25 protein-coding genes are annotated in these 22,352 nt (G+C 73.1%); 15 read left to right on the top strand and 10 right to left on the bottom strand.

Annotated elements, in window-relative coordinates:
- From ABTY59_RS03975 to ABTY59_RS03965, 3 genes are all read left to right on the top strand, one after another.
- Positions 1-452: ABC transporter permease (locus ABTY59_RS03975; RefSeq protein ID WP_352017281.1), on the top strand; the 452-nt coding region annotated here is incomplete at its 5' end.
- Positions 453-654: 202 nt separating this feature from the next.
- Positions 655-966 (top strand): DUF2087 domain-containing protein, encoded by a 312-nt coding sequence (locus ABTY59_RS03970; protein ID WP_352017280.1) that lies wholly within the window; start codon positions 655-657, stop codon positions 964-966.
- Positions 963-1,592, top strand: a complete 630-nt coding sequence (locus tag ABTY59_RS03965; RefSeq protein WP_352017279.1) for a LysE family transporter — start codon at positions 963-965, stop codon at positions 1,590-1,592. The genes ABTY59_RS03970 and ABTY59_RS03965 overlap by 4 nt, the downstream gene beginning before the upstream one ends.
- 9 nt (positions 1,593-1,601) lie before the next feature.
- On the opposite strand, the gene ABTY59_RS03960 is transcribed toward ABTY59_RS03965, so the two are convergent.
- Both ABTY59_RS03960 and ABTY59_RS03955 read right to left on the bottom strand, forming a co-directional pair.
- Positions 1,602-2,285, bottom strand: coding sequence for a TetR/AcrR family transcriptional regulator (locus tag ABTY59_RS03960; protein ID WP_352017278.1), 684 nt, complete (start codon positions 2,283-2,285; stop codon positions 1,602-1,604).
- A gap of 91 nt (positions 2,286-2,376) precedes the next feature.
- A complete protein-coding gene (locus ABTY59_RS03955) occupies positions 2,377-2,679 on the bottom strand; it encodes a hypothetical protein (RefSeq protein ID WP_352017277.1) in 303 nt (100 codons plus the stop codon).
- A gap of 164 nt (positions 2,680-2,843) precedes the next feature.
- On the opposite strand from ABTY59_RS03955, the gene ABTY59_RS03950 reads away from it, so the two are divergent.
- Positions 2,844-3,317: a carboxymuconolactone decarboxylase family protein gene (locus ABTY59_RS03950; protein WP_352017276.1), complete on the top strand. Its 474-nt coding sequence runs from the start codon at positions 2,844-2,846 to the stop codon at positions 3,315-3,317.
- Between the two features lie 12 nt (positions 3,318-3,329).
- The gene (locus ABTY59_RS03945; RefSeq protein WP_352017275.1) at positions 3,330-4,247 is read left to right on the top strand and encodes an RNA polymerase sigma-70 factor; all 918 of its coding nucleotides are present in this window, start codon (positions 3,330-3,332) and stop codon (positions 4,245-4,247) included.
- Between the two features lie 38 nt (positions 4,248-4,285).
- Here ABTY59_RS03945 and ABTY59_RS03940 read toward each other — a convergent pair whose 3' ends face one another.
- Positions 4,286-4,858: a dihydrofolate reductase family protein gene (locus ABTY59_RS03940; RefSeq protein WP_352017274.1), complete on the bottom strand. Its 573-nt coding sequence runs from the start codon at positions 4,856-4,858 to the stop codon at positions 4,286-4,288.
- 151 nt (positions 4,859-5,009) lie between these two features.
- Between ABTY59_RS03940 and ABTY59_RS03935 the strand changes: the two genes are divergently transcribed.
- From ABTY59_RS03935 to ABTY59_RS03920, 4 genes are all read left to right on the top strand, one after another.
- The gene (locus ABTY59_RS03935; RefSeq protein WP_352017273.1) at positions 5,010-5,453 is read left to right on the top strand and encodes an ester cyclase; all 444 of its coding nucleotides are present in this window, start codon (positions 5,010-5,012) and stop codon (positions 5,451-5,453) included.
- Complete coding sequence (locus ABTY59_RS03930) at positions 5,450-6,061, top strand: TetR/AcrR family transcriptional regulator (RefSeq protein WP_352017272.1); 612 nt, start codon at positions 5,450-5,452, stop codon at positions 6,059-6,061. Before ABTY59_RS03935 ends, ABTY59_RS03930 begins: the two co-directional genes overlap by 4 nt.
- Positions 6,058-6,999, top strand: coding sequence for an oxidoreductase (locus ABTY59_RS03925; protein WP_352017271.1), 942 nt, complete (start codon positions 6,058-6,060; stop codon positions 6,997-6,999). The genes ABTY59_RS03930 and ABTY59_RS03925 overlap by 4 nt, the downstream gene beginning before the upstream one ends.
- A 245-nt stretch (positions 7,000-7,244) precedes the next feature.
- Positions 7,245-8,768, top strand: a complete 1,524-nt coding sequence (locus tag ABTY59_RS03920; RefSeq protein WP_352017270.1) for a chitinase — start codon at positions 7,245-7,247, stop codon at positions 8,766-8,768.
- A 71-nt stretch (positions 8,769-8,839) separates the two neighbouring features.
- Here ABTY59_RS03920 and ABTY59_RS03915 read toward each other — a convergent pair whose 3' ends face one another.
- Together ABTY59_RS03915 and ABTY59_RS03910 are read right to left on the bottom strand one after the other, a co-directional pair.
- A complete protein-coding gene (locus tag ABTY59_RS03915; RefSeq protein ID WP_352017269.1) occupies positions 8,840-9,778 on the bottom strand; it encodes a hypothetical protein in 939 nt (312 codons plus the stop codon).
- Positions 9,779-9,849: 71 nt separating this feature from the next.
- On the bottom strand, positions 9,850-10,575 hold the full coding sequence (locus tag ABTY59_RS03910) for a PIG-L deacetylase family protein (RefSeq protein ID WP_352017268.1): 726 nt from the start codon (positions 10,573-10,575) through the stop codon (positions 9,850-9,852).
- A gap of 141 nt (positions 10,576-10,716) precedes the next feature.
- On the opposite strand from ABTY59_RS03910, the gene asnB reads away from it, so the two are divergent.
- From asnB to ABTY59_RS03880, 6 genes are all read left to right on the top strand, one after another.
- Positions 10,717-12,522, top strand: coding sequence for an asparagine synthase (glutamine-hydrolyzing) (gene asnB / locus ABTY59_RS03905; RefSeq protein ID WP_352017267.1), 1,806 nt, complete (start codon positions 10,717-10,719; stop codon positions 12,520-12,522).
- A 43-nt stretch (positions 12,523-12,565) separates the two neighbouring features.
- Complete coding sequence (locus ABTY59_RS03900) at positions 12,566-13,450, top strand: 2-methylaconitate cis-trans isomerase PrpF family protein (protein WP_352017266.1); 885 nt, start codon at positions 12,566-12,568, stop codon at positions 13,448-13,450.
- A gap of 98 nt (positions 13,451-13,548) precedes the next feature.
- Positions 13,549-14,295 carry an SDR family oxidoreductase gene (locus ABTY59_RS03895; RefSeq protein ID WP_086832434.1) on the top strand — a complete coding sequence of 249 codons (747 nt, stop codon included), beginning with the start codon at positions 13,549-13,551 and terminating at the stop codon, positions 14,293-14,295.
- 26 nt (positions 14,296-14,321) lie between these two features.
- Positions 14,322-15,887 (top strand): class I tRNA ligase family protein, encoded by a 1,566-nt coding sequence (locus tag ABTY59_RS03890; RefSeq protein WP_352017265.1) that lies wholly within the window; start codon positions 14,322-14,324, stop codon positions 15,885-15,887.
- Between the two features lie 131 nt (positions 15,888-16,018).
- A complete protein-coding gene (mshA, locus tag ABTY59_RS03885) occupies positions 16,019-17,299 on the top strand; it encodes a D-inositol-3-phosphate glycosyltransferase (protein WP_352017317.1) in 1,281 nt (426 codons plus the stop codon).
- 216 nt (positions 17,300-17,515) lie between these two features.
- Positions 17,516-17,716 (top strand): hypothetical protein, encoded by a 201-nt coding sequence (locus tag ABTY59_RS03880; protein ID WP_352017264.1) that lies wholly within the window; start codon positions 17,516-17,518, stop codon positions 17,714-17,716.
- Positions 17,717-17,826: 110 nt separating this feature from the next.
- On the opposite strand, the gene ABTY59_RS03875 is transcribed toward ABTY59_RS03880, so the two are convergent.
- The 5 genes from ABTY59_RS03875 to ABTY59_RS03855 all read right to left on the bottom strand — a co-directional run bounded on the left by ABTY59_RS03875 (position 17,827) and on the right by ABTY59_RS03855 (position 22,236).
- The gene (locus ABTY59_RS03875) at positions 17,827-18,879 is read right to left on the bottom strand and encodes a helix-turn-helix transcriptional regulator (RefSeq protein WP_352017263.1); all 1,053 of its coding nucleotides are present in this window, start codon (positions 18,877-18,879) and stop codon (positions 17,827-17,829) included.
- 138 nt (positions 18,880-19,017) lie between these two features.
- Positions 19,018-20,046 (bottom strand): LuxR C-terminal-related transcriptional regulator, encoded by a 1,029-nt coding sequence (locus ABTY59_RS03870; RefSeq protein WP_352017262.1) that lies wholly within the window; start codon positions 20,044-20,046, stop codon positions 19,018-19,020.
- Positions 20,047-20,144: 98 nt separating this feature from the next.
- Entirely contained in the window at positions 20,145-20,585 is a 441-nt protein-coding gene (locus ABTY59_RS03865; RefSeq protein WP_352017261.1) for a Fur family transcriptional regulator, read from the bottom strand.
- A 90-nt stretch (positions 20,586-20,675) separates the two neighbouring features.
- Complete coding sequence (locus ABTY59_RS03860; RefSeq protein WP_352017260.1) at positions 20,676-21,536, bottom strand: SAM-dependent methyltransferase; 861 nt, start codon at positions 21,534-21,536, stop codon at positions 20,676-20,678.
- 217 nt (positions 21,537-21,753) lie between these two features.
- Positions 21,754-22,236 (bottom strand): GNAT family N-acetyltransferase, encoded by a 483-nt coding sequence (locus ABTY59_RS03855; protein WP_352017259.1) that lies wholly within the window; start codon positions 22,234-22,236, stop codon positions 21,754-21,756.
- Positions 22,237-22,352: the final 116 nt, after the last annotated feature.

Genomic DNA, 22,352 nt, shown 5'->3' with positions numbered 1-22,352 from the left:
GCCACGTCATCGGCAGCGTCGTCCAGTCCGTCATCAGCGTGGTCCTCGTCGGCGCCGTCGGCGCCGCGATCGGCTTCCGCGCCACCAACGCCACCGCCGTCGAATGGGCCGCCGCCTTCGGCCTCCTGGTCCTGTTCGCCCTGGCCCTGACCTGGATCGCGGTCGGCATGGGCATGGTCAGCCCCAACGCCGAGGCCGCCAGCAACAACGCGATGCCGCTGATCTTCCTCCCCCTGATCTCCAGCGCCTTCGTGCCCCTGCACCAGATGCCCGGCTGGTTCCAGCCCATCGCCGAGTACCAGCCCTTCACCCCCGCCATCGAAACCCTCCGCGGCCTCCTCCTGGGCACCGAGATCGGCCACAACGGCTGGCTCGCCCTCGCCTGGTGCCTCGCCCTCACCACCCTCGGCTACCTCTGGTCCAAGGCGGTGTTCAACCGCGACCCGAAGTGACCCGGACGATGAACGAACCCCTGGAAGGCCCGTCGCGTCGGCGACGGGCCTTCGTCGTGCGGCCTCATCGCGCACGCGGCCGGGCCGGACGGGAGCGGTGGCCGGCGGATCACGGACTTCTTCGAGTCGGAGGAGCGCTTCCGCGCGTTCGCGGGCTGAAAACCCTTTGCGGGGCGGGGGAGCGGGAGGTCACCCTCTCGGCATGACCAGTCATCCCGCCGTCCGTCCCGTCGCGGACCTGTTCTCCGCCGACGGGCGTCTCACGACGATCCCGCGCAAGCCCGCCCGCCGCGAGGCGCTGCTCGCGCACCTCGCCGAGACGCTGTTCGAAGCCGGCCGGACGTATCGCGAGTCCGAGGTCAACGAGGCCCTGCTCGCCGTGCACGAGGACTTCCCGGCCCTGCGCCGCTACCTCGTGATCGGCGGCTTCCTCTCCCGTACGAAGGACGGCGCGGACTACCGCCGACAGCAGCTGCCCGGCTCCCCCGGAGGCGCGATCCCCGCCGTCGCGTGACGGCCGCGGTGGTGGCCGGCCTGCTGGCCGGCTACGGCATCGCGATCCCGGTCGGCGCGGTCGGCGCCTACCTGGTGGCCGTCACGGCCCGGGCCGGGGGGCGTACGGGCGCCGGCGCGGCCCTCGGCGTCGCGACGGCCGACGGGGTCTACGCCCTGCTCGCGGTGGCGGGCGGCTCCGCGCTGGTTCCCGTCCTCGCCCCGGTGATGACCCCGCTGCGGTGGGCGTCCGCCGTGGTGCTCGCGGTGCTGGCGGTACGGGCCGGATGGGGCGCGCTCGCCGCGTACCGTACGGGCGGACTCGCCTCCCGCGACGACGGGGCAGCCCTCGCTCCCGCCCGCGCGTACCTCACCTTCCTGGGGATCACGATCCTGAACCCCATGACGGTGGTCTACTTCGCCGCGCTCGTCCTCGCCACGGGACCCTCCGCCCCCGCGACCCCGGCCGACCGCACCGCCTTCGTCCTGGCCGCCGTGCTCGCCTCGGCCAGCTGGCAGCTGCTCCTCGCCCTCGGCGGCACGCTCCTGGGCCGCACCCTGACGAGCGCCCGGGGCCGCCTGGGCACGGCGCTGGCGTCGAGCACCCTGATCGTCGTCCTCGCGGTGCGCCTCGTGGCCCAGGGGTGACCCTCCGGTTCAGGAGCGTGCGTACCGGGCCAGGAACAGGTCCACTCCCGAGCTGATCACCCGCGTCAGCTCCGCGTCCGCGAGCGGGGCGTCGGGGGAGAAGGTGCGGACGAGCTGCGGCACGCCCACCGTGGCCGCCACCAGCTGCTGCACGGCGAGCGCCGGGTCGGGCGCGTCGAGGGTGCCGCGCGCGTTCAGCTCGGTGAAGGCCTCGATCAGCGGGCCGTTGTTCATGTCGTAGCCGACCCGGTACCAGAGCCGGCCGAGCTGCGGGAAGCGGTCGATCTCGCCGATGACCAGGCGGCGCAGCGCCATGATGTCGGGGCGCAGCAGGATCCGGGCCCAGTCGGTGGTGAGCCGGACGAGCGCGGCGCGCAGGTCAGGGGCGTCGACGATCGTGGAGCGGGCGGGTTCGAGATCGGCGTACGTCTTCGGCAGGACGCCGCCGATGACGGCGAGGAACAGTCGCTCCTTGCTGCCGAAGTGCTTGTAGACCGTCGCCTTCGAGACGCCGGACCCTCGGGTGATCGCGTCCATGGAGGCTGCCGAGTACCCCTCCGCGAGGAACTCCGCGAGGGCCGCGTCGACGATCGCCTGGCGCTTGCGCGAGGCGGCGTCCGCCGGGTCGGGGATGATCGGGATGCCGTGGGCGTCGACCGCGTCGGTGTTCCGTGCGTCGGCTCCGGCCGGCATGCGTGGTCCTTCTGTGTGGTGGCGACTACGGCTCCCACTGTAGGAACTGAACGGTTTGGTCTGCACGTCGCCGGGGCGGGTCCGGCGGCCGTCAGCGCCCCCGCCGTGCCGTCAGCGCGACGGCCCCCGCGACCGCGAGTGCCGCGCCCGCCGCCATGACCCCCTGGCGGGAGCGGTACGACAGCACCGACCAGCACGACCGGGCCGACAGCAGCGACCCGACGCTCGCCCAGGAGCCGACCGACAGCGCGGAGGCGGCCGAGCCGACGGATCCGACCGACAGGAACGACCCGACCGACCCGATCGACAGCGTCGAGCCGACCGAACCGATGGACAGGAACGAGTCCCGGGACCAGAGCGAGAGACGCGAGGAAGAGCTCGAAGGCGCGGTCATGGCCCGATCGTAGGCGCTCGCCCCCGGCCGACCCGGCTGAGACCCGGATCACACCGGAGGTCGTGTCACAGGGCGCGGCGCCGTCTCGTCTCGGGTACGGAAGCCCACCGGCTCCCCCGCGGATCCCAACGGCTCCGCCCGACCCGTACCGAGGAGACACCGCCATGGACGCGCGACTCGACTTCTTCGCCAGCCCCACCGCCGGCAAGGCCCTCAAGCACCTCATGGCCGCGGGCCGGATCCTCAAGGACTCCGCCCTCCCGGCCCCCGTGCAGGAACTCGTCGCCCTGCGCGTCAGCCAGATCAACGGCTGCGGGGTCTGCCTGGACATGCACACCAAGGAGGCCGTCGCGGCGGGCGAGAGCCCCGTCCGCCTCGGCCTCGTCGCCGGGTGGCGCGACGCGACCGTCTACACCGAGGCCGAGCGGGCCGCCCTCGCCTTCGCCGAGCAGGGCACGCGGGTAGCCGACGCGGGCGAGGGCGTCAGCGACGAGGTCTGGGAGCGGGCCGCCCGGCACTTCGACCAGGAGCAGCTCACCGCCCTCGTCCTTCTGGTTTCCTTCATGAACGCCGCCACCCGCATGAACATCATCAGCAGGCAGCCGGCCGGCGGCTACGAGGCCGGCCAGTTCCACTGAACGGGGAATGACATGGGCAAGGTCGAGGAGTTCGAGGAACTCCGGTCACTGCTGTTCTCGATCGCCTACCGGATACTCGGCAGCGTCAGCGAGGCCGAGGACGTGGTGCAGGAGAGCTGGCTGCGGTACGACGCCTCCCCGACCACGCCCACCTCGCCCAAGGCGTTCCTCTCCGCCACGGTCACCCGCATCGCCATCGACGTGCTCCGTTCCGCGCGCGTCCGCCGCGAGGAGTACGTCGGGCCGTGGTTCCCCGAGCCGCTCCTGAACGACCCGTACGAGGACCCCGAGCGCGCGGCCGAACTCGCCGACTCCGTGTCGATGGCCGCGCTGCTCCTCCTGGAGCGGCTCAGCCCCCTCGAACGCTCGGTGTTCGTCCTGCGCGAGGTCTTCGGCTTCGGCTTCGACGAGGTCGCCTCCGCCGTCGGCCGTACGGAGCAGGCCTGCCGCCAGCTCCTCGTCCGGGCCCGACGGCACATGCGGGACGGTCGGCCCCGCTTCGAGGCCGACCGCGCCGAGCGCAGGGAACTCGCCGCCCGCTTCTTCGACGCCCTGAAGGGCGGCGACGTCGACGGGCTCAGGAGCGTCCTCGCCGCCGACGTCCGGATGGTCGGCGACGGCGGCGGCAAGGCACCGCAGCTCGCGCGCGCGATCGTCGGCGCGGACAGCGTGGCGAAGCTGCTCGCCTCGGTCTTCCCCCGGATGGCCCGGATCGCCATCACCTTCGAGCCGCACGACGTCAACGGCCAGCCGGGTGCCGTCTTCCGCGACCGCGACGGCAAGGTCCTCCACACGCTGGCGCTCGACATCTTCGACGGCCGCGTGCGGGCCATCCGCTCGGTCATCAACCCCGACAAGCTCGCCCACCTGGGCCCGGTCGCCGACGCCTGGGCGCTCGACCGCGAGTTCCGCGCGGCCGGCCGCGGGTAGCACCCCCTGCCGGGGGGTGGCGTCCCGGGAGGCCGGGGTCAGCGCACGACGTCGAAGACCTGCTTCTGGATGCCGTTGGAGTACGCCTCGTACTCGACGAGCTTCAGCTTCTGCGTGTCCTTGTCGCCGGCGCTGAAGAGGCGCTTGCCGGCGCCGAGCAGAAGGGGGAAGACGAGCAGGTGGTAGCGGTCGATCAGGCCCGCGTCGGAGAGGGCCTGGTTGAGGGAGGCGCTGCCGTGGACGATGATCGGGCCGCCCTCGGTCTCCTTCAGGGCGGCGACCTCGTCGAGGGAGCGGAGGATCGTGGTGTCGCCCCAGTCGTCGACGAGTCGGTCCTCGGTGAGCGTCGTGGAGACGACGTACTTCGGCATCACCTTGTAGTCGGCGAACTCCGCCATGCCCGGCCAGACGGGGCTGAAGGCCTCGTAGCTGATCCGGCCCATGAGCAGCGCCGCGGCTTCCTTCTGCTCCCGCCCCTTGATCTCGTACGCCTCCGGGACGAACTCGACGTCCTTGAAGGTCCAGCCGGAGTTCCGGTAGCCGGGCTCGCCGCCGGGGGCCTCGACGACGCCGTCGAGCGAGACGAAGGCGGTGGTGATCAGGGTGCGCATCTGAAGTTCTCCCACGGGTCTCGTACTTGCTGTCCTCACTATGACCGCCGGGCCGGGGAGAACTCATCGGGCGCGAAGATCCGTTTCGGTATTGGTTACACCGTGCACACTGTGTACGGTGTAACCAGATCACGACCGACCGGAGGAACAGATGTCCCAGCAGACCGTGGCGCACGCCTTCGCCGCCCTCATGAACGGCCACGACCCCGACGCCGTGGACGGCTTCGTGGCCGAGGGCTACGTCAACCACAACCCGTACGTCGAGGACGGCCGAGAGGCCAACCGGGCGTTCTGGCGCCGATGGTTCGCGGCCTTCCCCGACACCCGCGTGACCCTTGAGGACGTCGTGACCGCCGGCGACCGCGTGGTCGGCAGGTTCACGTACCGCGCCACCCACGTCGGGTCGCTGCTCGGCGAGGAGCCCACCGGCCGCCCGGTGGAGATGCGCTCGCTGGACATCTGGCGGGTGGAGGACGGCATGGCCGTCGAGCACTGGGACGAGCTCAACACGGTCGAGTTCTTCACCCAGCTGGGCCTGCCGGCGCCCATGAACGCGCCCGGCGCGTCCGCCGCGGCGGCGGGCGGTGTGGCATGACGGCCCCCGGGAACGAGCCGCAGCCCGAGCCCTCGAAGTCCCGGCTGCGCCGGGAGCGGGAGCGGGCCGAGACCCGGGTCGAGATCCTGCGGGCCGCCCGCGAGCTGGCCCGCGCCGAGGGCTGGGACGCCGTGAGCATGCGCCGCCTGGCCGACCGGATCGGCTACTCGGCCAACTACGCCTATCGCTACTTCAAGGGCCGCGACGACATCCTGCTGGCCTTCGTCGAGGACGGCTTCGCCCGGCTCGCCGGCCTGATGCGCGCCGGCGGCACGTCGGTCCACGCCGCGGCGGCCGCCTACCTCGACTTCGCCCTCGACGAACCCGACGTCTACCAGGTGATGTACGGCCTCGGCGGCGTCCGCGTGCCCGCCGCCGACACCGTCACCGAGGGCGAAGCCGTCGGTCTGGTGATCGCCGACGCCCTGGGGGTCACGGATCCCCACGACGACCGCATCGCCCGCATCTGGGCCACCGCGCACGGCCTCGCCGCCCTGCACGCGATCCACAAGCTCCCCGTCGACCGGGACCACCTGCACCGGCTCCTCGCGGCCAGCGTGGACGACCTGCTCCGCACCCCGCGACAGCCCGAAGGAGGCGCCCGATGACCACCGCTCCCGCCGTCCCCCGCCGCTGGACGGCCGACGACATCCCGGACCAGACCGGCCGTACGGTGGTGGTGACCGGCGCCAACAGCGGTCTCGGCTACGTCACCGCGCGTGAACTCGCCCGTCGCGGGGCCCACGTCGTCCTCACCGCGCGGGACCCGGACAAGGGCAGGGCCGCGCTGGACAGGCTCCGCGGCGAGCTCCCCGGATCCGCCGTGGAGCTGCGCGCCCTGGACCTGGCGGACCTGGACTCGGTCCACGCCTTCGCCGCCGCCCTCGACACGCACGTGGACGTACTCGTCAACAACGCGGGGATCATGATGCCGCCCCGCTCCCTCACCCAGCAGGGCTTCGAGTCCCAGTTCGGCACCAACCACCTGGGGCACTACGCGCTCACGGGCCTTCTCCTCGACCGGCTCCGGGCCGGGCGGGACCCGCGGGTGGTGACGGTCACGTCGACCCTGCACAAGGGCGGGGCCATCCACTTCGACGACCTCGACGGCCGGCGCTCCTACACGCCGCGCGGGTTCTACGCCCAGTCCAAGTTCGCCAACGTGCTGTTCGGCCTGGAGCTGGACCGGCGGCTCCGGGCGGGCGCCGTGCCGGTCCGCAGCCTCCTGGCCCATCCGGGCTACTCGGCCACGAACCTCCAGTCCTCGGGTCCGACCGGGCTGCTCAAGGCGATCCTCAGGGTCACCAACCGTCTCGTGGCCCAGGACGTCGAGACGGGTGTGCTCAACCAGCTGTACGCGGCCGCCGCCCCGGGGGTGCAAGGGGGCCAGTTCATCGGGCCCGACGGGCGGGGCGAGTCCAAGGGGCACCCCACCCTCGTCCGGCCGGCCGAGTCCGCCACGGACCCCGAGACCGCCGGCCGCCTGTGGGACCTGTCCGAACGGCTCACCGGGGTGCGCTACGACTTCGCCGCCCGGCCGCGGTGACGGCCGGGGGGAGACCGCCGGCCCGGTCTGGCCCTGTGGACCAATCCGGGCGCCGCCGCGCATCGCTCCAGCATGCGCCCGTACCGGCTGCGTGCACCACGCACCGAATCGCGAAATTGGTCTAGTCCAAGTTTGGTCCAGGCCATTGACGTGCTCATGGTGGCGGGGGTTACGTCGTGACCCAACAGTCGTGCGCGACAAGGACGTTGGCGCACCCGCACCCCCCCCACAGACATGGGATTGCCATGAGACGACGCGTTCGTTCGCTCCGCTCGGCCCTCACCGCCGCCGTGACCGCCGTGGCCGCCCTCGGCCTCGGCGCCGTCGCCACCGCGCCCGCGCAGGCGGCGACCCCGCTCCCCGACCGGGTCTTCGCCCCCTACTTCGAGTCCTGGACGGGGGAGAGCCCGGCCGCCCTCAGCGCGCAGTCCGGCGCCAAGCACCTCACGATGGCGTTCCTCCAGACCGCCGCCAAGGGCTCCTGCACCGTGCTCTGGAACGGCGACACCGGGCTGCCCATCGCCCCGTCCTCCTTCGGCGCCGACATCGCGACCATCCGGTCCCGCGGCGGGGACGTCATCCCCTCCTTCGGCGGCTACACGGCCGACACCACCAGCACCGAGATCGCCGACAGCTGCACCGACGTCAACCAGATCGCCGCCGCGTACCAGAAGGTCATCACGACCTACGACGTCAGCCGGCTCGACATGGACATCGAGGTCGACTCCCTCGACAACACCGCCGGCATCGACCGCCGCAACAAGGCGATCAAGCTCGTCCAGGACTGGGCCGCAGCCAACGGCCGCCGGCTCCAGATCTCGTACACGCTGCCGACGACCACCCACGGGCTCGCCGCGAGCGGGCTCGCCGTCCTCAAGAACGCCGTGACCAACGGCGCGAAGGTCGACGTCGTCAACCTGATGACCTTCGACTACTACGACAACGCCGCCCACGACATGGCCGCGGACACCAAGACGGCCGCCCAGGGCCTCTACGACCAGCTCGCCAAGCTCTACCCGACGAAGACCGCCGCCCAGCTCTGGGGCATGGTCGGCATCATCGAGATGATCGGCGTCGACGACTTCGGCCCCGCCGAGACCTTCACCCTCGCCAACGCCCGCACGGTCTACGACTGGGCGGTCTCCAAGGGCATCAACACCCTCTCGTTCTGGGCGCTCCAGCGCGACAACGGCAGCTGCCCCGGCGGTGCCGCCGCCGACAACTGCTCCGGCATCCAGCAGAACACCTGGGACTTCTCGCACGTCTTCGCGCCCTTCACCAGCGGGACCACCGCTCCGACGGACGACTTCTCGGTGACCACCACCCCGGCCGCCGCCACCGTCACCGCCGGAGGGTCCGCCTCGGCCACGGTGAAGACGGCCGTCACCGCCGGTACGGCGCAGACGGTGAACCTCTCGGTCAGCGGGCTGCCCGCCGGCGTCACCGCCACGCTCAGCCCCGCCTCGGTGACGGCCGGGGGCTCCTCGACCCTCACCCTGAACACGACGGCGGCCACGGTCTCCGGCACGTACCAGATCGTGGTCAACGGGGCGAGCGCCTCGGCCGGGCACGCGGCGGTCCTCGCGCTGACCGTCACCGGCGGCGCCACGCAGTGCACGGCGGCCCCGTGGGTGTCCTCCAGCGTCTACACCGGCGGCCAGCAGGTCTCGCACAAGGGCCACACCTGGAAGGCCAAGTGGTGGACCACCGGCGAGGAGCCCGGCACCACCGGCGAGTGGGGCGTCTGGCAGGACCTGGGCGCCTGCTGACCCACCCCTGACCCGGGGGCCCGCCGCGACCCGGCGGGTCCTCGGGGCATTCAGGGCTTGTCCGGAGGAGGCTACCGCCAGAAGCCGAACCGCTGCCTGAGGTCGTCCTCCTGGCGCTTCTGCTCGTCCGCGGCCGCCTTGATCGCGTCCGAGAGCGGGCCGGTCAGGTGGTCGGCCAGGGCGCGGGCGGCGAGGACGAGGTCGTCGAGGAGCGGGCGGAGGCCGGCGGCCAGGGAGGCGCCGAGGGCGCCGCTCGCCCCGAGTTCCGTCAGGTGGAGGCCGGCCTGGGCGAGGGGGAGCGAGCTGGTGTCGCGGATGTGGTCGGCGATCTCGCCGAGCCGCTTGCGCGCCCGCGTGTGCTCGTCCTCGTCGTGGAACAGGTCACCTCCCCACCAGGTGCCGCCCGCGGAGGCCAGGTGCATGCTGTCGGCGCCGCGCTTACCCGCCCCGGCGCCGGTGCCCGAGCCCGCGGGGAGTCCCGCGATGGTCCTGAGCACGCCGACCTCGCCGCGCACGCTCTTGACGTGCTCGTCGCCGCGGGTGGCCGCCGAGTCCACCTCGGCCTGGATCCGGGGCCTGGCCGCGTCCGCCTCCGCGGCGATCGCCCGCACGCTTGCGTCACTGATCGACGGCATCTCCCCCTCGCCGATGGGGGAGATCGTCCTGCGGAGGTTGTGGACGAGGTCGAGGACTGCCTTCTTGGAGGCCACGACGATGTCGCCGCAGGAGTCCAGGCCGTCGGCGATCGTCCCGGCGGCCGTCGACACCTGGCTGAACTGGGCGGCGATCCCCGCCCAGTGTTCTTCGAGGGCCTTGGTCGCCTCGCCCTGCCCGCTGGACACGAGCCGTTCGACCGCCTTGGCCGCGTCCGCCCGGTCGTCCGTGAACGTCGATCCGAAGGGGCGCATGCGGTCGGCGGCCGCGTGGGCGTCGTCCTCGTTGGCCTCCACCCACGGCAGTGCGTGCGACTCCATCAGGCCCTTGTCCGCGTCCGATCTCTCCCTCGCCATGGCGTGAACTCCCCCCAGAATCACGTGCGTTGGTAGGGCACGGTCTCACGCACCCCGGGCGGCGGCAAGGCTCAGTCGATGTGGACGATCTGGAAGGCCTCCGCCATCCGGCCCGGGGGCAGGCCGCCGGCCGTGGCGTGCTCGCCGAGCCAGTCGCGCAGGAGGCCGGCCAGGTCGTCGAAGTGTGCCGTCTGCGAGGTGTGGATGCGCAGGGCCTCGACCTTGCGGTCGAAGACGGGGGTGACGTCGACGTACTGGTTCGGGGTGGGCCCGGTCATCAGCCAGAGCTCGTGGACGGTCCACGGCTCCAGGCCCTCGTCCCTGAGGAGTTCCGCGTGCGCGAAGGGGTTGCGCGCCTCGGGGTAGACCGCGCGCAGGGCGGCGTCGCCGACCGCCCGGTGGTCGGGGTGGAGGTCGGCGACGCGCGCCCAGTTGATCTCGGGCGAGGGGATGACGGCGCGCTGCGGGCGCACGTCGCGGATGACCCGGCACAGGTCGCGGCGGAGCTGCACGCTGGGCTCCACGAAGCTGTCGGGGTAGCCGAGGAACCGCACGTCGGCGACGCCGCTGAGCTTGGCGGAGTGGACCTGTTCGGCGCGGCGCAGGTCCGCCATGGCCTGGCGGGGGAGCGCTTCGTCGTAGCCGCCCGCGCCGCCGTCCGTGACGATGCAGTACGTGACGCGGGTGCCGCGCTCGATCCACTGCATGACGGTGCCGCTCACGCAGAACTCGATGTCGTCCGGGTGCGCGGCCACGACCAGCAGGGACTCGGGGGCCGTCCGGTTGAAGTCCTCCATGGGGCCAGCCTGTTGGGGCGGCGGGGGCGTCGCAAGGCCATGTCGTGGCGTGAACAGGACATGGCACTTACGCGCCATTCAAAAACTTGGTAGATTCAAATCATTGGGTAATCCGGGTGACGCGTTTGGAGGGTGACCGTTATGTGCAGGATCCTCGGCTCCTTCGCCGCCGGGGCGGACCGCCCCGAGCCGGCCCAGCTCGCGGCGGTCTCCGCCCGCCAGCGCCACGGCGGCCCCGACGAGCACCACGTGCTCAGCGGGCCCGGCTGGTCGCTCGGCTGCGACCGGCTCGCCGTGACCGACCCCTGCGGCGGACAGCAGCCCTACCGGCTGCCCCACCTGCCCGGGATCCTCGCCGTGCTCAACGGCGAGATCTACAACCACGCCGAACTCCGCCGCGCCCTCGCCGCCCGCGGCCACCGCTTCCCCGACCGCTGCGACGGCACCGTGCTCCCGGCCCTCTACGCCGAGTACGGACCGGCCTTCGCCGAACACCTCGACGGCATGTTCGCCCTCGCCCTCCTCGACCTGCGGCCCGGGCGCACCCAACTCGTCCTCGCCGTCGACGACATGGGCATGAAACCGCTCCACCTGCACCACGACCCCTACGACGGCTCCACCCGCTTCGCCTCCGAGATCCCCGCGCTCCTCGCCTTCGAAGGCGTACGGATCTCCCCCCGCGAGGACGCCCTCGACACCGTCCTCGCCACCCGCACCTCCTTCTCCACCCACACCGCCCTCGACGGCGTCGACGTCCTGCCGCCCGGCGCCACCGCCCTCGTCCGTCCCGGCGCCGCCCCCGTCGTCCGCCGCCGGGGCCCCCACCGCGCACGGCCCCTCGGGGACACCCAGGACGTCCTGCGCCACGAGGTCCGCCGGCTCGCCCGCGCCGAGGTGCCCGTCTGCGCCGTCACCAGCGGCGGCCTGGACTCCGGGCTCGTCACCGCCCTCGCCGCCGAACAGGCCCGCGAGACCGACGCGCCGCCGCTGCACACCTTCCACCTCACCTACCGCGGCCGGTGGCCCGACTCCGAGGCCGCCTACGCCCGCGCCGTCGCCCGCCGCGCCCGGACCGTCCACCACGAGGTCGCCGTCGACCCCGACGAACTCGGCTCCCTGCTGACCCGGACCGTCCGCCATCTCGGCCAGCCCAACGCCGACCCCATCACCCTCTCCACCTACGCCCTCTTCCGCGCCGTCCGCCAGAACGGCTTCACCGTCGCCCTCGCCGGAGACGGCGCCGACGAACTCTTCGGCGGGTACGACCGCATGAGGGCCGCTCTCGCGGCAACGGACGGCGCGGACTGGGCCGGTGCGTACGCCGACGCGCTCTCGGCGGCCCCCCGGCTGCTCCGCGAGCACCTCTACACCGCCAACTACCGCGCCTACATCGCGCAGACGGGCTCCGCCGCCGACCGCATCGAGCAGGAGCTGCGCTCGGCCGAGGCCGTCGGCGCCGACCGGCTCACCGCGATGACCGCGTTCGAGACCCGGTGGCGGCTTCCCGCGTACCACCTGCGGCGCCTGGACCACCTGTCCATGGCCTGGGCCGTCGAGGCGCGCCTGCCGTTCTGCCAGCCGTCGGTGGTCGCGCACGCCCGGTCCCTGCCGGTGGCGGCGAGGACGGGCAAGCGGGCGCTGTACGAGGCGGGTGCGGAGCTCCTGCCGGCGTCGGTGCTCCGCCGCCCCAAGCAGCCCTTCACCCTGCCGGTCGCGGCGATGCTGGCCCCCGGCGGCCCGCTCCTCGACCTGGTCCGCGAGATGCTGTCCCCGGCGCGGCTGGTCCTCGGCGGCAAGATCCGCGCGGACCGGGCGGCGAAGCTGCTGGCCCGGCACCTGGAACACCCGACGCCGCAGGCCGCCCTGACCCTCTGGTCCCTCGCCGTCCACGAACTGTGGACGGAGGTCGTCCAGGGCATGCGCATCCCGGTGGGCTGTGCGGCCTGACCCCCCGCCGCGCGGGCGGGCGCCCCTCCCCCGGAACGCGTCCGTGCGGACCCCCGGGGCGGGACGCGCGCCCACGACGGCGGTCACCGTCGTCCGTGCGCACGACGCCCCCGGTCCCACCCTCGTCGTGCCGTGCGACCGGCTGCCCGCCGGGGCTCTGGGTCTCGGCCGGGAGCTCGCCGAGCTGCGGAGCGCCCTCGCCGCCACGCCCCACCCCGGCCTCGGCAAGATCGCTCTCTTCGACTCCGGCACCCTGCGCTACCGCTTCGTCCAGGCCCTGCCCGACGGCTCGTTCGACTTCCGGGCCGGCTGCGGGCACTCCCTCCTCGCCTGTGTCGTCGCCGACGGCCGTCCGGGGCCCGTCACCGTCCGTGCCGTGACGACGGGGGACAGCGTCCTCTGCGCGCGCGAGCCGCGCTCCGACGCGTACACGCTCAGCTTCCTCCGCGCCCCCACCGCCCCCGGCACGCTCCCCACCGGCCGCCCCGTCGACATCCTCCTCGGGGTGCCGGTCTCCCTCGTGCGGTACGGCAATCCGTACGTGTTCGTCGACGCCCGGCACCTGGACCGGCAGGTCATGGAGCGTCAGCTGCTCGCGCTGCGGGCCGAGGCCGCCCGGAGGCTCGGGCACCCGCCGTCCTCCGCCCTCCCCAAGATCGCCGCCGTCACGGACGGTCCCGCCGGGCTGTCCGTCCGCGCGCTGACCGTCGGCGGCTGGCACCCCCGGCTCGCCCTCACCGGCGCCGCCGCCCTCGCCGCCGCCGGGGCGATCGACGGCACCGTCGTGCCCCCCGTGCGGGGCCCCGTCCGCACGCCCACCGGCACGGTCACCGTCTCCGCCGCGTCCGACCGCGTCCACGTGCACCACAAGCGCGCCGAGGTGCTGGACCGCCTGGAGCTGCCGTGGCGTGTCCACGCAACGGCGTGAACGCGCACCCCTTCCGGCAGGGCCACGCCTCCCGCCCTCTGCCACGCTGAAGAGGACCGGCCATCGGTATCCATGGGACGTGGGGAGAGCAGACGCACATGAAATTCGAGAATCTGCGTGTCGTCGTGACCGGAGCGTCCCGCTATTTCGGCCGCGCGCTCGCCGTCGGATTCGCGCATCTCGGCGCGGAGGTCTACGTGTCGGCGCGGACCGTCGAGGCGGCCGAGCGGACCCGGACCGAGGTCATGGGCTCGGCCCGTGACCGCATCCACGCCTTCGGCTGCGACCTGAGCAGGCCGGCCGAGATCCGGGAGTTCGCGGCCCGGGTCGGCGAACGGACCGACCGGGTGGACCTGTTGGTCAACAACGGCGCCCGCTGGCTCGACGGGATGGACCTGGAGGCGGCGAGCGACGCCGAGATCGTGGAGACGATCGAGTCGACGGCCGGCGGCACGGTCCTCATGGTGAAGCACTTCCTGCCGCTGCTCCGCGGCTCGCTGCGGCCCGACATCGTGAACATGGTCGCCGTCCGCGACGCCGAGGGCGCCTCCGCCGCGACCGCGGGCGCGGCCCACGAGGCCTTCTGGGCGGCGAAGAGCGCGCAGGCCGGTTTCGCCGACATCCTGTCGCGGCGGCTGCGGCCCTCCGGGGTCCGGGTGTTCTCCCTCTTCCCGCCCGATTTCTCGACCTCGGACCCGCGTTTCGCGGAATGGGACGGATCGAATCCCGACGGAATAGCGCCCGACGAGAAACTCACCACGCAGGCGCTTTTCGAATGCATCGTCTACGCCGTCGAGCAGCCCCGCGACTGCTTCATCCGGTCCTTCCACTTCGAGCCCCGCTGACCGTCGAAAAACGTCAAGGAGGTCCCATGAGCACCCCCGTCTGGATCACCGCGACCCCTCCCGCCACCCACGGCGAACTCCACATCGGCCACCTCGCCGGCCCGTACGTGGCCGCCGACGTCCTGTCCCGCTTCCTGCGCGCCGAGGGCGAGGCCGTCCGGTTCACCACCGGCACCGCCGACCACGCCAGCTCCGTCGAGGTGCGGGCGCTGCGCCACCACCGCAAGCCGGAGGAGGTCGCGGAGGGCTACCGCGCCGCGATCACCGCCGACTGGCTGCGCTCCGGCGTGGAGTTCGACCACATCGTGCGCCCGCGCCGCGACAAGGGATACGGACGCTGGGTGCAGGACCTGTTCGCGAAGCTGTACGCGCAGGGCGTCATCGCCCCCCGGACCCGGCTGCTCCCGTACTGCGAGCCGTGCGACCGCTGGCTGTACGGGGCGCACGCCACCGGCACCTGCCCGCACTGCGGCGCGGCCAGCGACGGCGGGATGTGCCACGAGTGCGCCCGTCCGAACGACGGCGGCGACCTGATCTCGGCGCGCTGCGCGCTCTGCGACACCCCGGCGGTCGCCCGCCGCTGCCGCCGTCTCTACGTGCCCCTGGAGCCGTTCCGGGAGACGCTCGCCGAGTACTGGGCGACGGCGGGCCTGCCGCCGCGGCTCGCGGCGCTGTGCGAGTCGCTCGTGGAGGACGGGCTGCCGGACATCGCGGTGGGGCACCCCGCCGAGTGGGGCCTCCCGGTGCCGGTGGAGGGCTTCCCCGAGCACCGCGTCGACGGCTGCTTCGAGGCGGCGGCGATGCACCTCTTCGGCTACGACGTGTCGGGCCCGCTGCCCCGCCGGGCGATCCACTTCTGCGGTTTCGGGCACGCGTTCTGCCATGCCGTGCTGCTGCCGGTGCTGCTCCTGGCGCAGGACGTCAAGCTGCCGCAGGACTTCAACGTCAACGAGTCGTACGTCATCGAGGAGGGCGTCCAGGAGGGCAACGTCTGGGCCCTCGACCTGCTCACCGAGTACGGCTCCGACACCCTGCGCCGCCATGTCCTCCAGGCCCGTCCGCTGGGCCGCCGCACGGTCTTCCAGCGGGAGCGGCTCGCGACCGCCAGGTGCGAGCTGGACGAGAACTGGAACAACTGGCTGTCCCGGCTCTTCACGGCCGTGCGGGAGGAGTGCGGCGGCCTCGCCCCGCAGGCGCTGCCCGGCGGCACGGGCTGGGAGATCCTGGAGCGACGGCTGCACCGGGGGGTGGACGACCTGCGCGAGGCCTACGGCCCCGACGCCTTCGACCCGCGCCGGGCGGTCGCCGTCCTGGACGAGATGGTCCGCTCGGTGGCCGACTTCGGGCACGTGAACGCCCATGAGCGGTGCCGGCCCAGTACGTCCTGCCGTCATCTTCCGGCGCTGGCGGCCCAGTTGGCGGTGGCCTCGGCGCTGTCGGCGTGGTCGCGGCCGGTGATGCCGGAGGGTGCCGACCGGCTCGCGGCGGCGCTCCAGGTGGAGCCGGGGCGGGCGGTCGACTGGCAGGCCCTGACGGGTCCGCTGCCGGGGACGCGGCTCGCGCCGCCGTCGGGACCGGTGTTCGGATTCTGATCCCCGTAACTACTAATCAACTAAGTAGTCCAGTAGCAATGTTCCCCGCCGCGTGACCGAGCGCGCGAGCGACGCGCAGGGACACGTGGCCCCCCACTCCCCAGGAGCCCCACGTGTCCCTGCGCGTCGCCATGCTCAGCGTCCACACCTCCCCGCTCCACCAGCCCGGGACGGGGGACGCCGGCGGCATGAACGTCTACATGGTCGAACTGTCCCGCGCCCTCGCCGAACAGGGCGCGGAGGTCGACCTGTTCACCCGCTGCCGGGGCGAGGGCGCGCCCCCGCTCGTCGAGTTCGCCCCCGGCGTGCGGGTCCGCCATCTGCACGCCGGGCCGCGCAGGGCGCTGCCCAAGGAGGCGATGCCCGGCCTGGTGGTGCCGTTCTCGCTGGCCCTGCTCAAGGAGGAGCGGCGCTACGACCTGGTCCACTCGCACTACTGGCTCTCCGGGCAGGCGGGCCGGATCGCCTCGGTGGGCTGGCGGATACCGCTCGTGCACACCGCGCACACGCTGGCCCGGGTGAAGAACGCCTCGCTGGCCGAGGGCGACACCCCCGAGCCCGAACTCCGGGTCCGCGGCGAGCACCAGGTGGTGGGCAGCGCGGACCGGCTGATCGCCAACACGGCCGACGAGGCGGAGGCGCTGCGCGCGCTGTACGGGGCGGAGGGGGCGCGGACCGAGGTCGTACGGCCCGGGGTCGATCTGCGCGCCTTCCGCCCGGGGGACGGGCGGGCGGCGGCCCGGGCCCGGCTCGGACTGCCGGCCGGGGCGTTCGTGCCGCTCTACGCGGGCCGCATCCAGCCCCTGAAGGGTCCGGACGTGCTCGTACGGGCGGTGGCGGAGCTGCTGGCGGAGGCGCCGGAGCTGCGCCGCCGGCTCCTGGTGCCGGTGGTGGGCGGTCATTCGGGCGCGACCGAGCGGGGCTCGGTCCGGCGGCTCGCGGAGGAGCTGGGGGTCACCGACGTCCTGCGGCCCTGCCCTCCCGTGCCGCAGGAGCGGCTCGCGGACTGGTACCGGGCGGCGGACGTGCTCGTCGTGCCCTCGCGCAGCGAGTCCTTCGGCCTGGTGGCCCTGGAGGCGCAGGCGTGCGGGACGCCGGTGCTCGCGGCGGCGGTGGGCGGGCTGCCGACGGCGGTGTGGGACGGGGTGACGGGGCTCCTGGTGCGGGGCCACGACCCGGCGGAGTACGCGCGCCGGCTGCGCTGGCTCGCGGAGCACCCGGAGGCCGTGACGACGATGGGGGCGGCGGCGGTGCGCCATGCGCGCGGGATGAGCTGGCGGGCCTCGGCCGTGCGGACCGTCGAGGTGTACCGGGGGGCGCTCGCGGAGGGGGTGGGGCAGGGGCGGCGGCACGCCCCTGCCCCGGCGGCCCCTCTCTCCTGGAGGAACGAGAAGGCCGTAGCACAAGTCTAGCATCTCTTTTGGTTCGACCAAAGATATGACGGGCTCCGGATCCCTCAATTCCGTTGTGAGGACGGCGTATTGACGCATCCACGCCATGGCGGATCCACGCAGAGAGAATCCCTGGATTCGATTCGGGGACGGGGACAGAATGGAGATGTCTTCAGGGAACACCCGGCGGCACGGGCCCCGGAAGGCGGAATTCACTATTCAAGTCCTGGAGGAATCATGTCCGTTGCGCAGAACACCGGAATCCGCAAGGCCGCCCGTCAGCTCCTGGTCGCCATGGTCGCCTGTACCGCCGTCGCGGGCGGCGCCGCCTTCGCCGTCGACTCCGGCAGCGCGCCGGTCACCCCGCAGACCGTCGCGGGCGTCACCGAGGACAACGGCTGGCCGGTCGTCCCCCCGAAGCCGACCCCGACCAACTGAGACCTTTCCTCCGGGAATTGCCCCGGCCATTCCCACGCACCACCCCGGGCCCCGCAATCGCTGCCACGATCGCGGGGCCCGTCACATTCCCCCGCTTTCCCGAAAGGGAATCAGTCCAGCCAGCCGAGCCGCACCGCCCGCGCACCCGCCTCGAAACGGCTCGTCGCCCCCAGCTCCTGCATCAGCTCCGAGATCATCCGGCTGACCGTCCGCAGCGACACCCCGAGCGTGCGCGCGATCCGCTCGTCCTTCATCCCCGAGGCCAGCATGTGCAGCGCGGCCCGCTGCTGCTCCGAGAGCCCGTCGCCGCCCGCCTCCGCCGTCGCCTCGTTCCCGTACGGGGTCGCCGTGTGCCAGCAGTGCTCGTACAGGCTCAGATACGGCCGCACCAGGGCGCTGCCGCGCGCCAGGATCGCCCCCTCGCCCGGCTCCTCGGGGCGGATCGGCACCAGCGCGAACTGCTGGTCGGCGATGATCAGGTTCATCGGCACCACCGGAGCGAGCCGGATCTCCACCCCGAGCTCCGCCCGCTGCCCGAGGAACTTCTCCATCTGCGGGTCCGTCGCCTCCTGCCGGCCGTAGATGGCGCGCACCCGCACCCCGTTGGCCACCTGCCGCCGGTCCCGGTCGAGCATCCGCTCCGGGTTCTGCCGCCCCGGCGTCCCCGGGTGCAGCGAGGCCGAACTCTCCTGCATCACATCGGTGATGTCCTCGATGGCCTGCTGGATCCTGCGGTAGTCCGTCAGCGCCTCGACGTGCGTCTCCGCCCGCGTCAGCGCCTCCGCGCGCAGATAGGAGCCGGCCAGGACCTCCAGCGTGCCGTACGCCTCGTCCGCCTCCGCCAGGTGCTCCCGCAGCCGCTCCCGCTCCCGCTCCAGGAGCCGCAGCAGCGCGATCTCCGGGTCGATCGCCGCCACCGTGTCCGTCTCGGAGCGCCAGCTGCCGTCCTGCACGGCGTCGACGGTGGCGTGCACGTGGTCCGTGGGCACGATGAGGCCCAGCGAGAGGAGTTCACGACGACATCGCTCGTACTCCTCCGGCGCGAGGCCGAGTTCCCCGCGGACCTCCTCGAAGTCCGACACGCCCCGGCGGCGCAGCTCCTGGTACACGGCCAGCAGGGCGTCGGTCGTGCCGCCCCCGATGCCGTCGCCCGCGGTGACCATGGCGAAGTGACCCCCTCATCCTCCGAGTCGCCCCGCCCTCACCTCATCCGGCTCGGCGGGAGTCCGTCGTGCGCTTCCTGCGGTCCGCACGGCCCCTGCGGCCCGTGCGCGTCCTCCATGACATCCGAACTCCTCGTGCTAGGCCACGGGTTCCGGCCCCTCGCCGTCGAGCAGACCGAGCCGGGCCGCCTTCACCCCGGCCTCGAATCGGCTCGCCGCCCCCAGCTCCTGCATGACCTCGGACAGCAGACGGCTGACGGTGCGCAGCGAGACCCCGAGGCTGCGCGCGATCTGCTCGTCCTTGATCCCCGAGGCGAGCATGTGCAGCGCGGCCCGCTGCTGGTCCGAGAGGCCGTCGCCGCCGGGCTCCCCGGGCTCCTCGCCGTACCGGGCGGCCGCCTGCCAGCAGTACTCGTACAGCGCGAGGTACGAGCGGACGAGTCCGGGCCCGCGGGCCAGGATCGTGGGCGAATCGGGGTCGTGCGGGTCCGTCGGCAGCAGGGCGAAGTTCTCGTCGGCGAGGACCATGTTCATCGGGACCACGGGGGAGAGGCGCAGCTCCACGCCGAGCGCCGCCCGGTCCTCCAGGTGCTGGGTCATCTCGGGCACGGTGCCGACCCGCCGGCTGTACATGGCGCGGACCCGCACCCCGCGCGCGGCCCGGGAGCGGTCCCGCTCCAGCTCGGCGGCCATGTCCTCGCGCCGGACGGAGCCGGTGTGCATCACGTGGACGGCGGTGCGGACGGACTCGGTCAGGTCCTCCAGCTCCCGCAGCACCCGCTGCGGGTCGGTGACGATCTCCACCTCGACCTCGGAGCGGGGCGCGGCCCCGGCGCGCAGGAACGGTCCGGCGAGCGCTTCGAGGGCGGTGTGCGCGCGGCTGGTCGCGGCGAGGCGGTCCTGGAGCCGGTCGCGCTCCCTGCGCAGCAGGCGCAGCAGGGCGACGTCGGGGTCGACGACGAGGGGGCGGAGGCCGGGGTCTGCGGCCTCGCGGGCGGCGGTGAGTCCTAAGGAGGCGAGTTCGCACCGACATCGCTCCCGCTCGTCGGCGGTGAGCTCGAACCGGTCCGCGATCTCGTCGAAGGACGCCTCGGGGCGGGCGCGCAGTTCCTGGTAGACGGCGAGGGCCTGCTCGCTACCCGCGCGGGTCACGGCGTTTCTGGACACGACGCAGCAGACTCCCCTCGGATCCACGCGGACCCTGTTGAATCGCCCCGCTAGACCCTGCCACAAAATCGAACGACACGCACGGAGTTGACCACGCCTCAGGCGGCGGGGCCGTCCGCCCGGCAGTCGGGGCACAGGCCCTTGAAGACGACCTCCGCGTCGTCCACCCGCCACTGCGGCAGGGCGCCCCGGGGCGGCTCGGGCGCGGTCGCGGACACGTTCTCCACCCGGCCGCACGAGGTGCACAGGGCGTGCTGGTGGGCCGGTCCCGAGATCTCGAAGACCGCGGGGAGGCCCGGCCGGTCGAACTTGCCGACCAGACCGGTCTCCTGGAAGTGCCGCAGCATCTCGTACACGGCCTGGCTGGTCAGGGTGCCGAGGCGCTCGCGGGCCGTCGTGGTGATGGCCTCGACGTCCAGATGGCCGCCGGCGGCGAGCACCGTGAGCACCTCAAGGCGCGGACCCGTGACCCGCAGCCCGACATCGCGCAGACGCTGGATCACCGCCTCGCGGCCCGTCAGCTCTTCCACGACTGCCATCTTCTCCGCCCGCCACCTGGTCGGCCCAAACTTTTGCCAGCATCGTACCTCTTGCTCGTCAACCTCGGCAGGCTGTCTTCGGCCGTCCGGTCAGTCGTCCGTCCTGCACACCAGGAGCACGGACTCGGTGCGCTCGTCGATCCGGTGCCGTCGCCGCCCCTCGATGTGCAGCCCCGCCGAGTGCAGCTCGGCCGCGAGCCGCTCGGGGTCCACGATCCACTTGTCGGTGGTCAGCACCACCCGCTCCGAGGAGAGCTTCCCGGTCCTGGCCGCGTAGTACGTGATCCGCTCGCTCATCGACGGCAGGTCGAACACCTGCCGGGCCACCACCCACTCGTCGATCCCGTCGAAGCGCGGCACCTGGAAGGCCCAGGTCCGCTGCGGCTCCGCGATCAGCCCCGGCAGCTGGTGCGCCGTGTAGTCGAGGGCCAGCGCGCCGCCGGACTCCAGATGGGCGGCGACCTCGCGGAGCAGCTCCGGCCGGCGGGCCGGCGGGACGGCGGAGACCATCGCGCCCGCGAGGAGCGCCAGCCGGTAGCTGCCGTCGAGACGGAGCCCGGTGAGCTCCGCGTGACGGGTGACGACGAGCCCGGCCACCTGCGGGCCGATCCTGCGCGCCCAGCCTTCGAGGCGCTCCAGGGCCGAGGCGTCCCGGTCCACGGCTTCCACGGCGAAGCCGTGCCGGGCGAACGGGACGGCGAGCCGCCCGGCGCCGGAGCCGAGGTCGAGGACGGGTCCGCCGGTGGAGCGGGCGAGGCTGAGGTAGCGGACGATGTCCGCGCTGTGCGGGCCGAGCAGGGCGTCGTGCAGCCAGACGGAGTTCTCGTCGGCGGGGGAGACCGATTCGAGCCCGGGGAGGGTGTCGGCGGTGACCCGGATGCCGGCGCCCGGGCCGGGCTCCCGGGCGGGGCCGTATCGGGACGGCAGGACCGGAGCGAGCGCTGCGGGCACGACGGGCAGGGAAGTGCCGCTCGGTGTGTGCATCGCTCCTCCAGGGGCTCGCTCGGTCCATGCCGTCCGGGCGAGGTACCCGTGCCGCCGGGCCCGCGCCGCTGAACCCATCCTGACCTGGGGAGGGAGCCCCGATCCACCGGATCGGGCTGCGTGAACACGCGATGGCGTGGATCTGCCACGGTGGGCCGCGAGCCGGGCGGGACCTTCCGGATCCCTAGGGCAGCGGTCTGCTCCACCGGCGCGGGGAGAGGGCCGCGAAGCCCAGGTGGGAGTAGAAGGGGAGCGCCGGATCGGCCACCGCGGGGAGTTCCACGCGCTGCTCGCGGGCGCCGAAGCCGCGCATCCGCTCGGTCGCGGCGGCCAGCAGGGCCGTACCGACCCCGGCGCGGCGCGCTCCCGGCTCCACCGCGAGCGCGTACACCTCGCCCTCGCCCGGCACCGGGACGCCGCCGGCGGCCACGCCGACGACCGTGCCCTCCGCGTCCGTGGCGACCAGCCAGCCGAGCCATCCGGGCGCGCCCCCCGGAATTTCAATTTCCGCGCGGATGCGGGGGAGTGCGCATTGCGCCGAGATCAGCCGGCGCATCGGGATTTCGTCCAGTATTCCGGCGTAGCTGCTCCGGATGATGTCGGCAAGCAGTCTGGATATCGTCGTCGCGTCGCCGGCCGCTGCCGTACGAACGCCAGCGAGCTGCATTGGTTTTGCACCCTTCGACGTGCCGAGTCCGAGCCCCAACGTACCCACAATAGCGGCGCATTCCGCGGTCCGTGACCGATGCGAAATCTACGAATTCGCTTAGTAAATAACGGTGT

Origin of the sequence: Streptomyces sp. NPDC096079, from assembly GCF_040303145.1 — a bacterium.
Lineage (GTDB): Bacteria > Actinomycetota > Actinomycetes > Streptomycetales > Streptomycetaceae > Streptomyces.
Note: the sequence above shows the minus strand (reverse complement) of the source record. Positions and strands in the feature narration are given on the sequence as shown.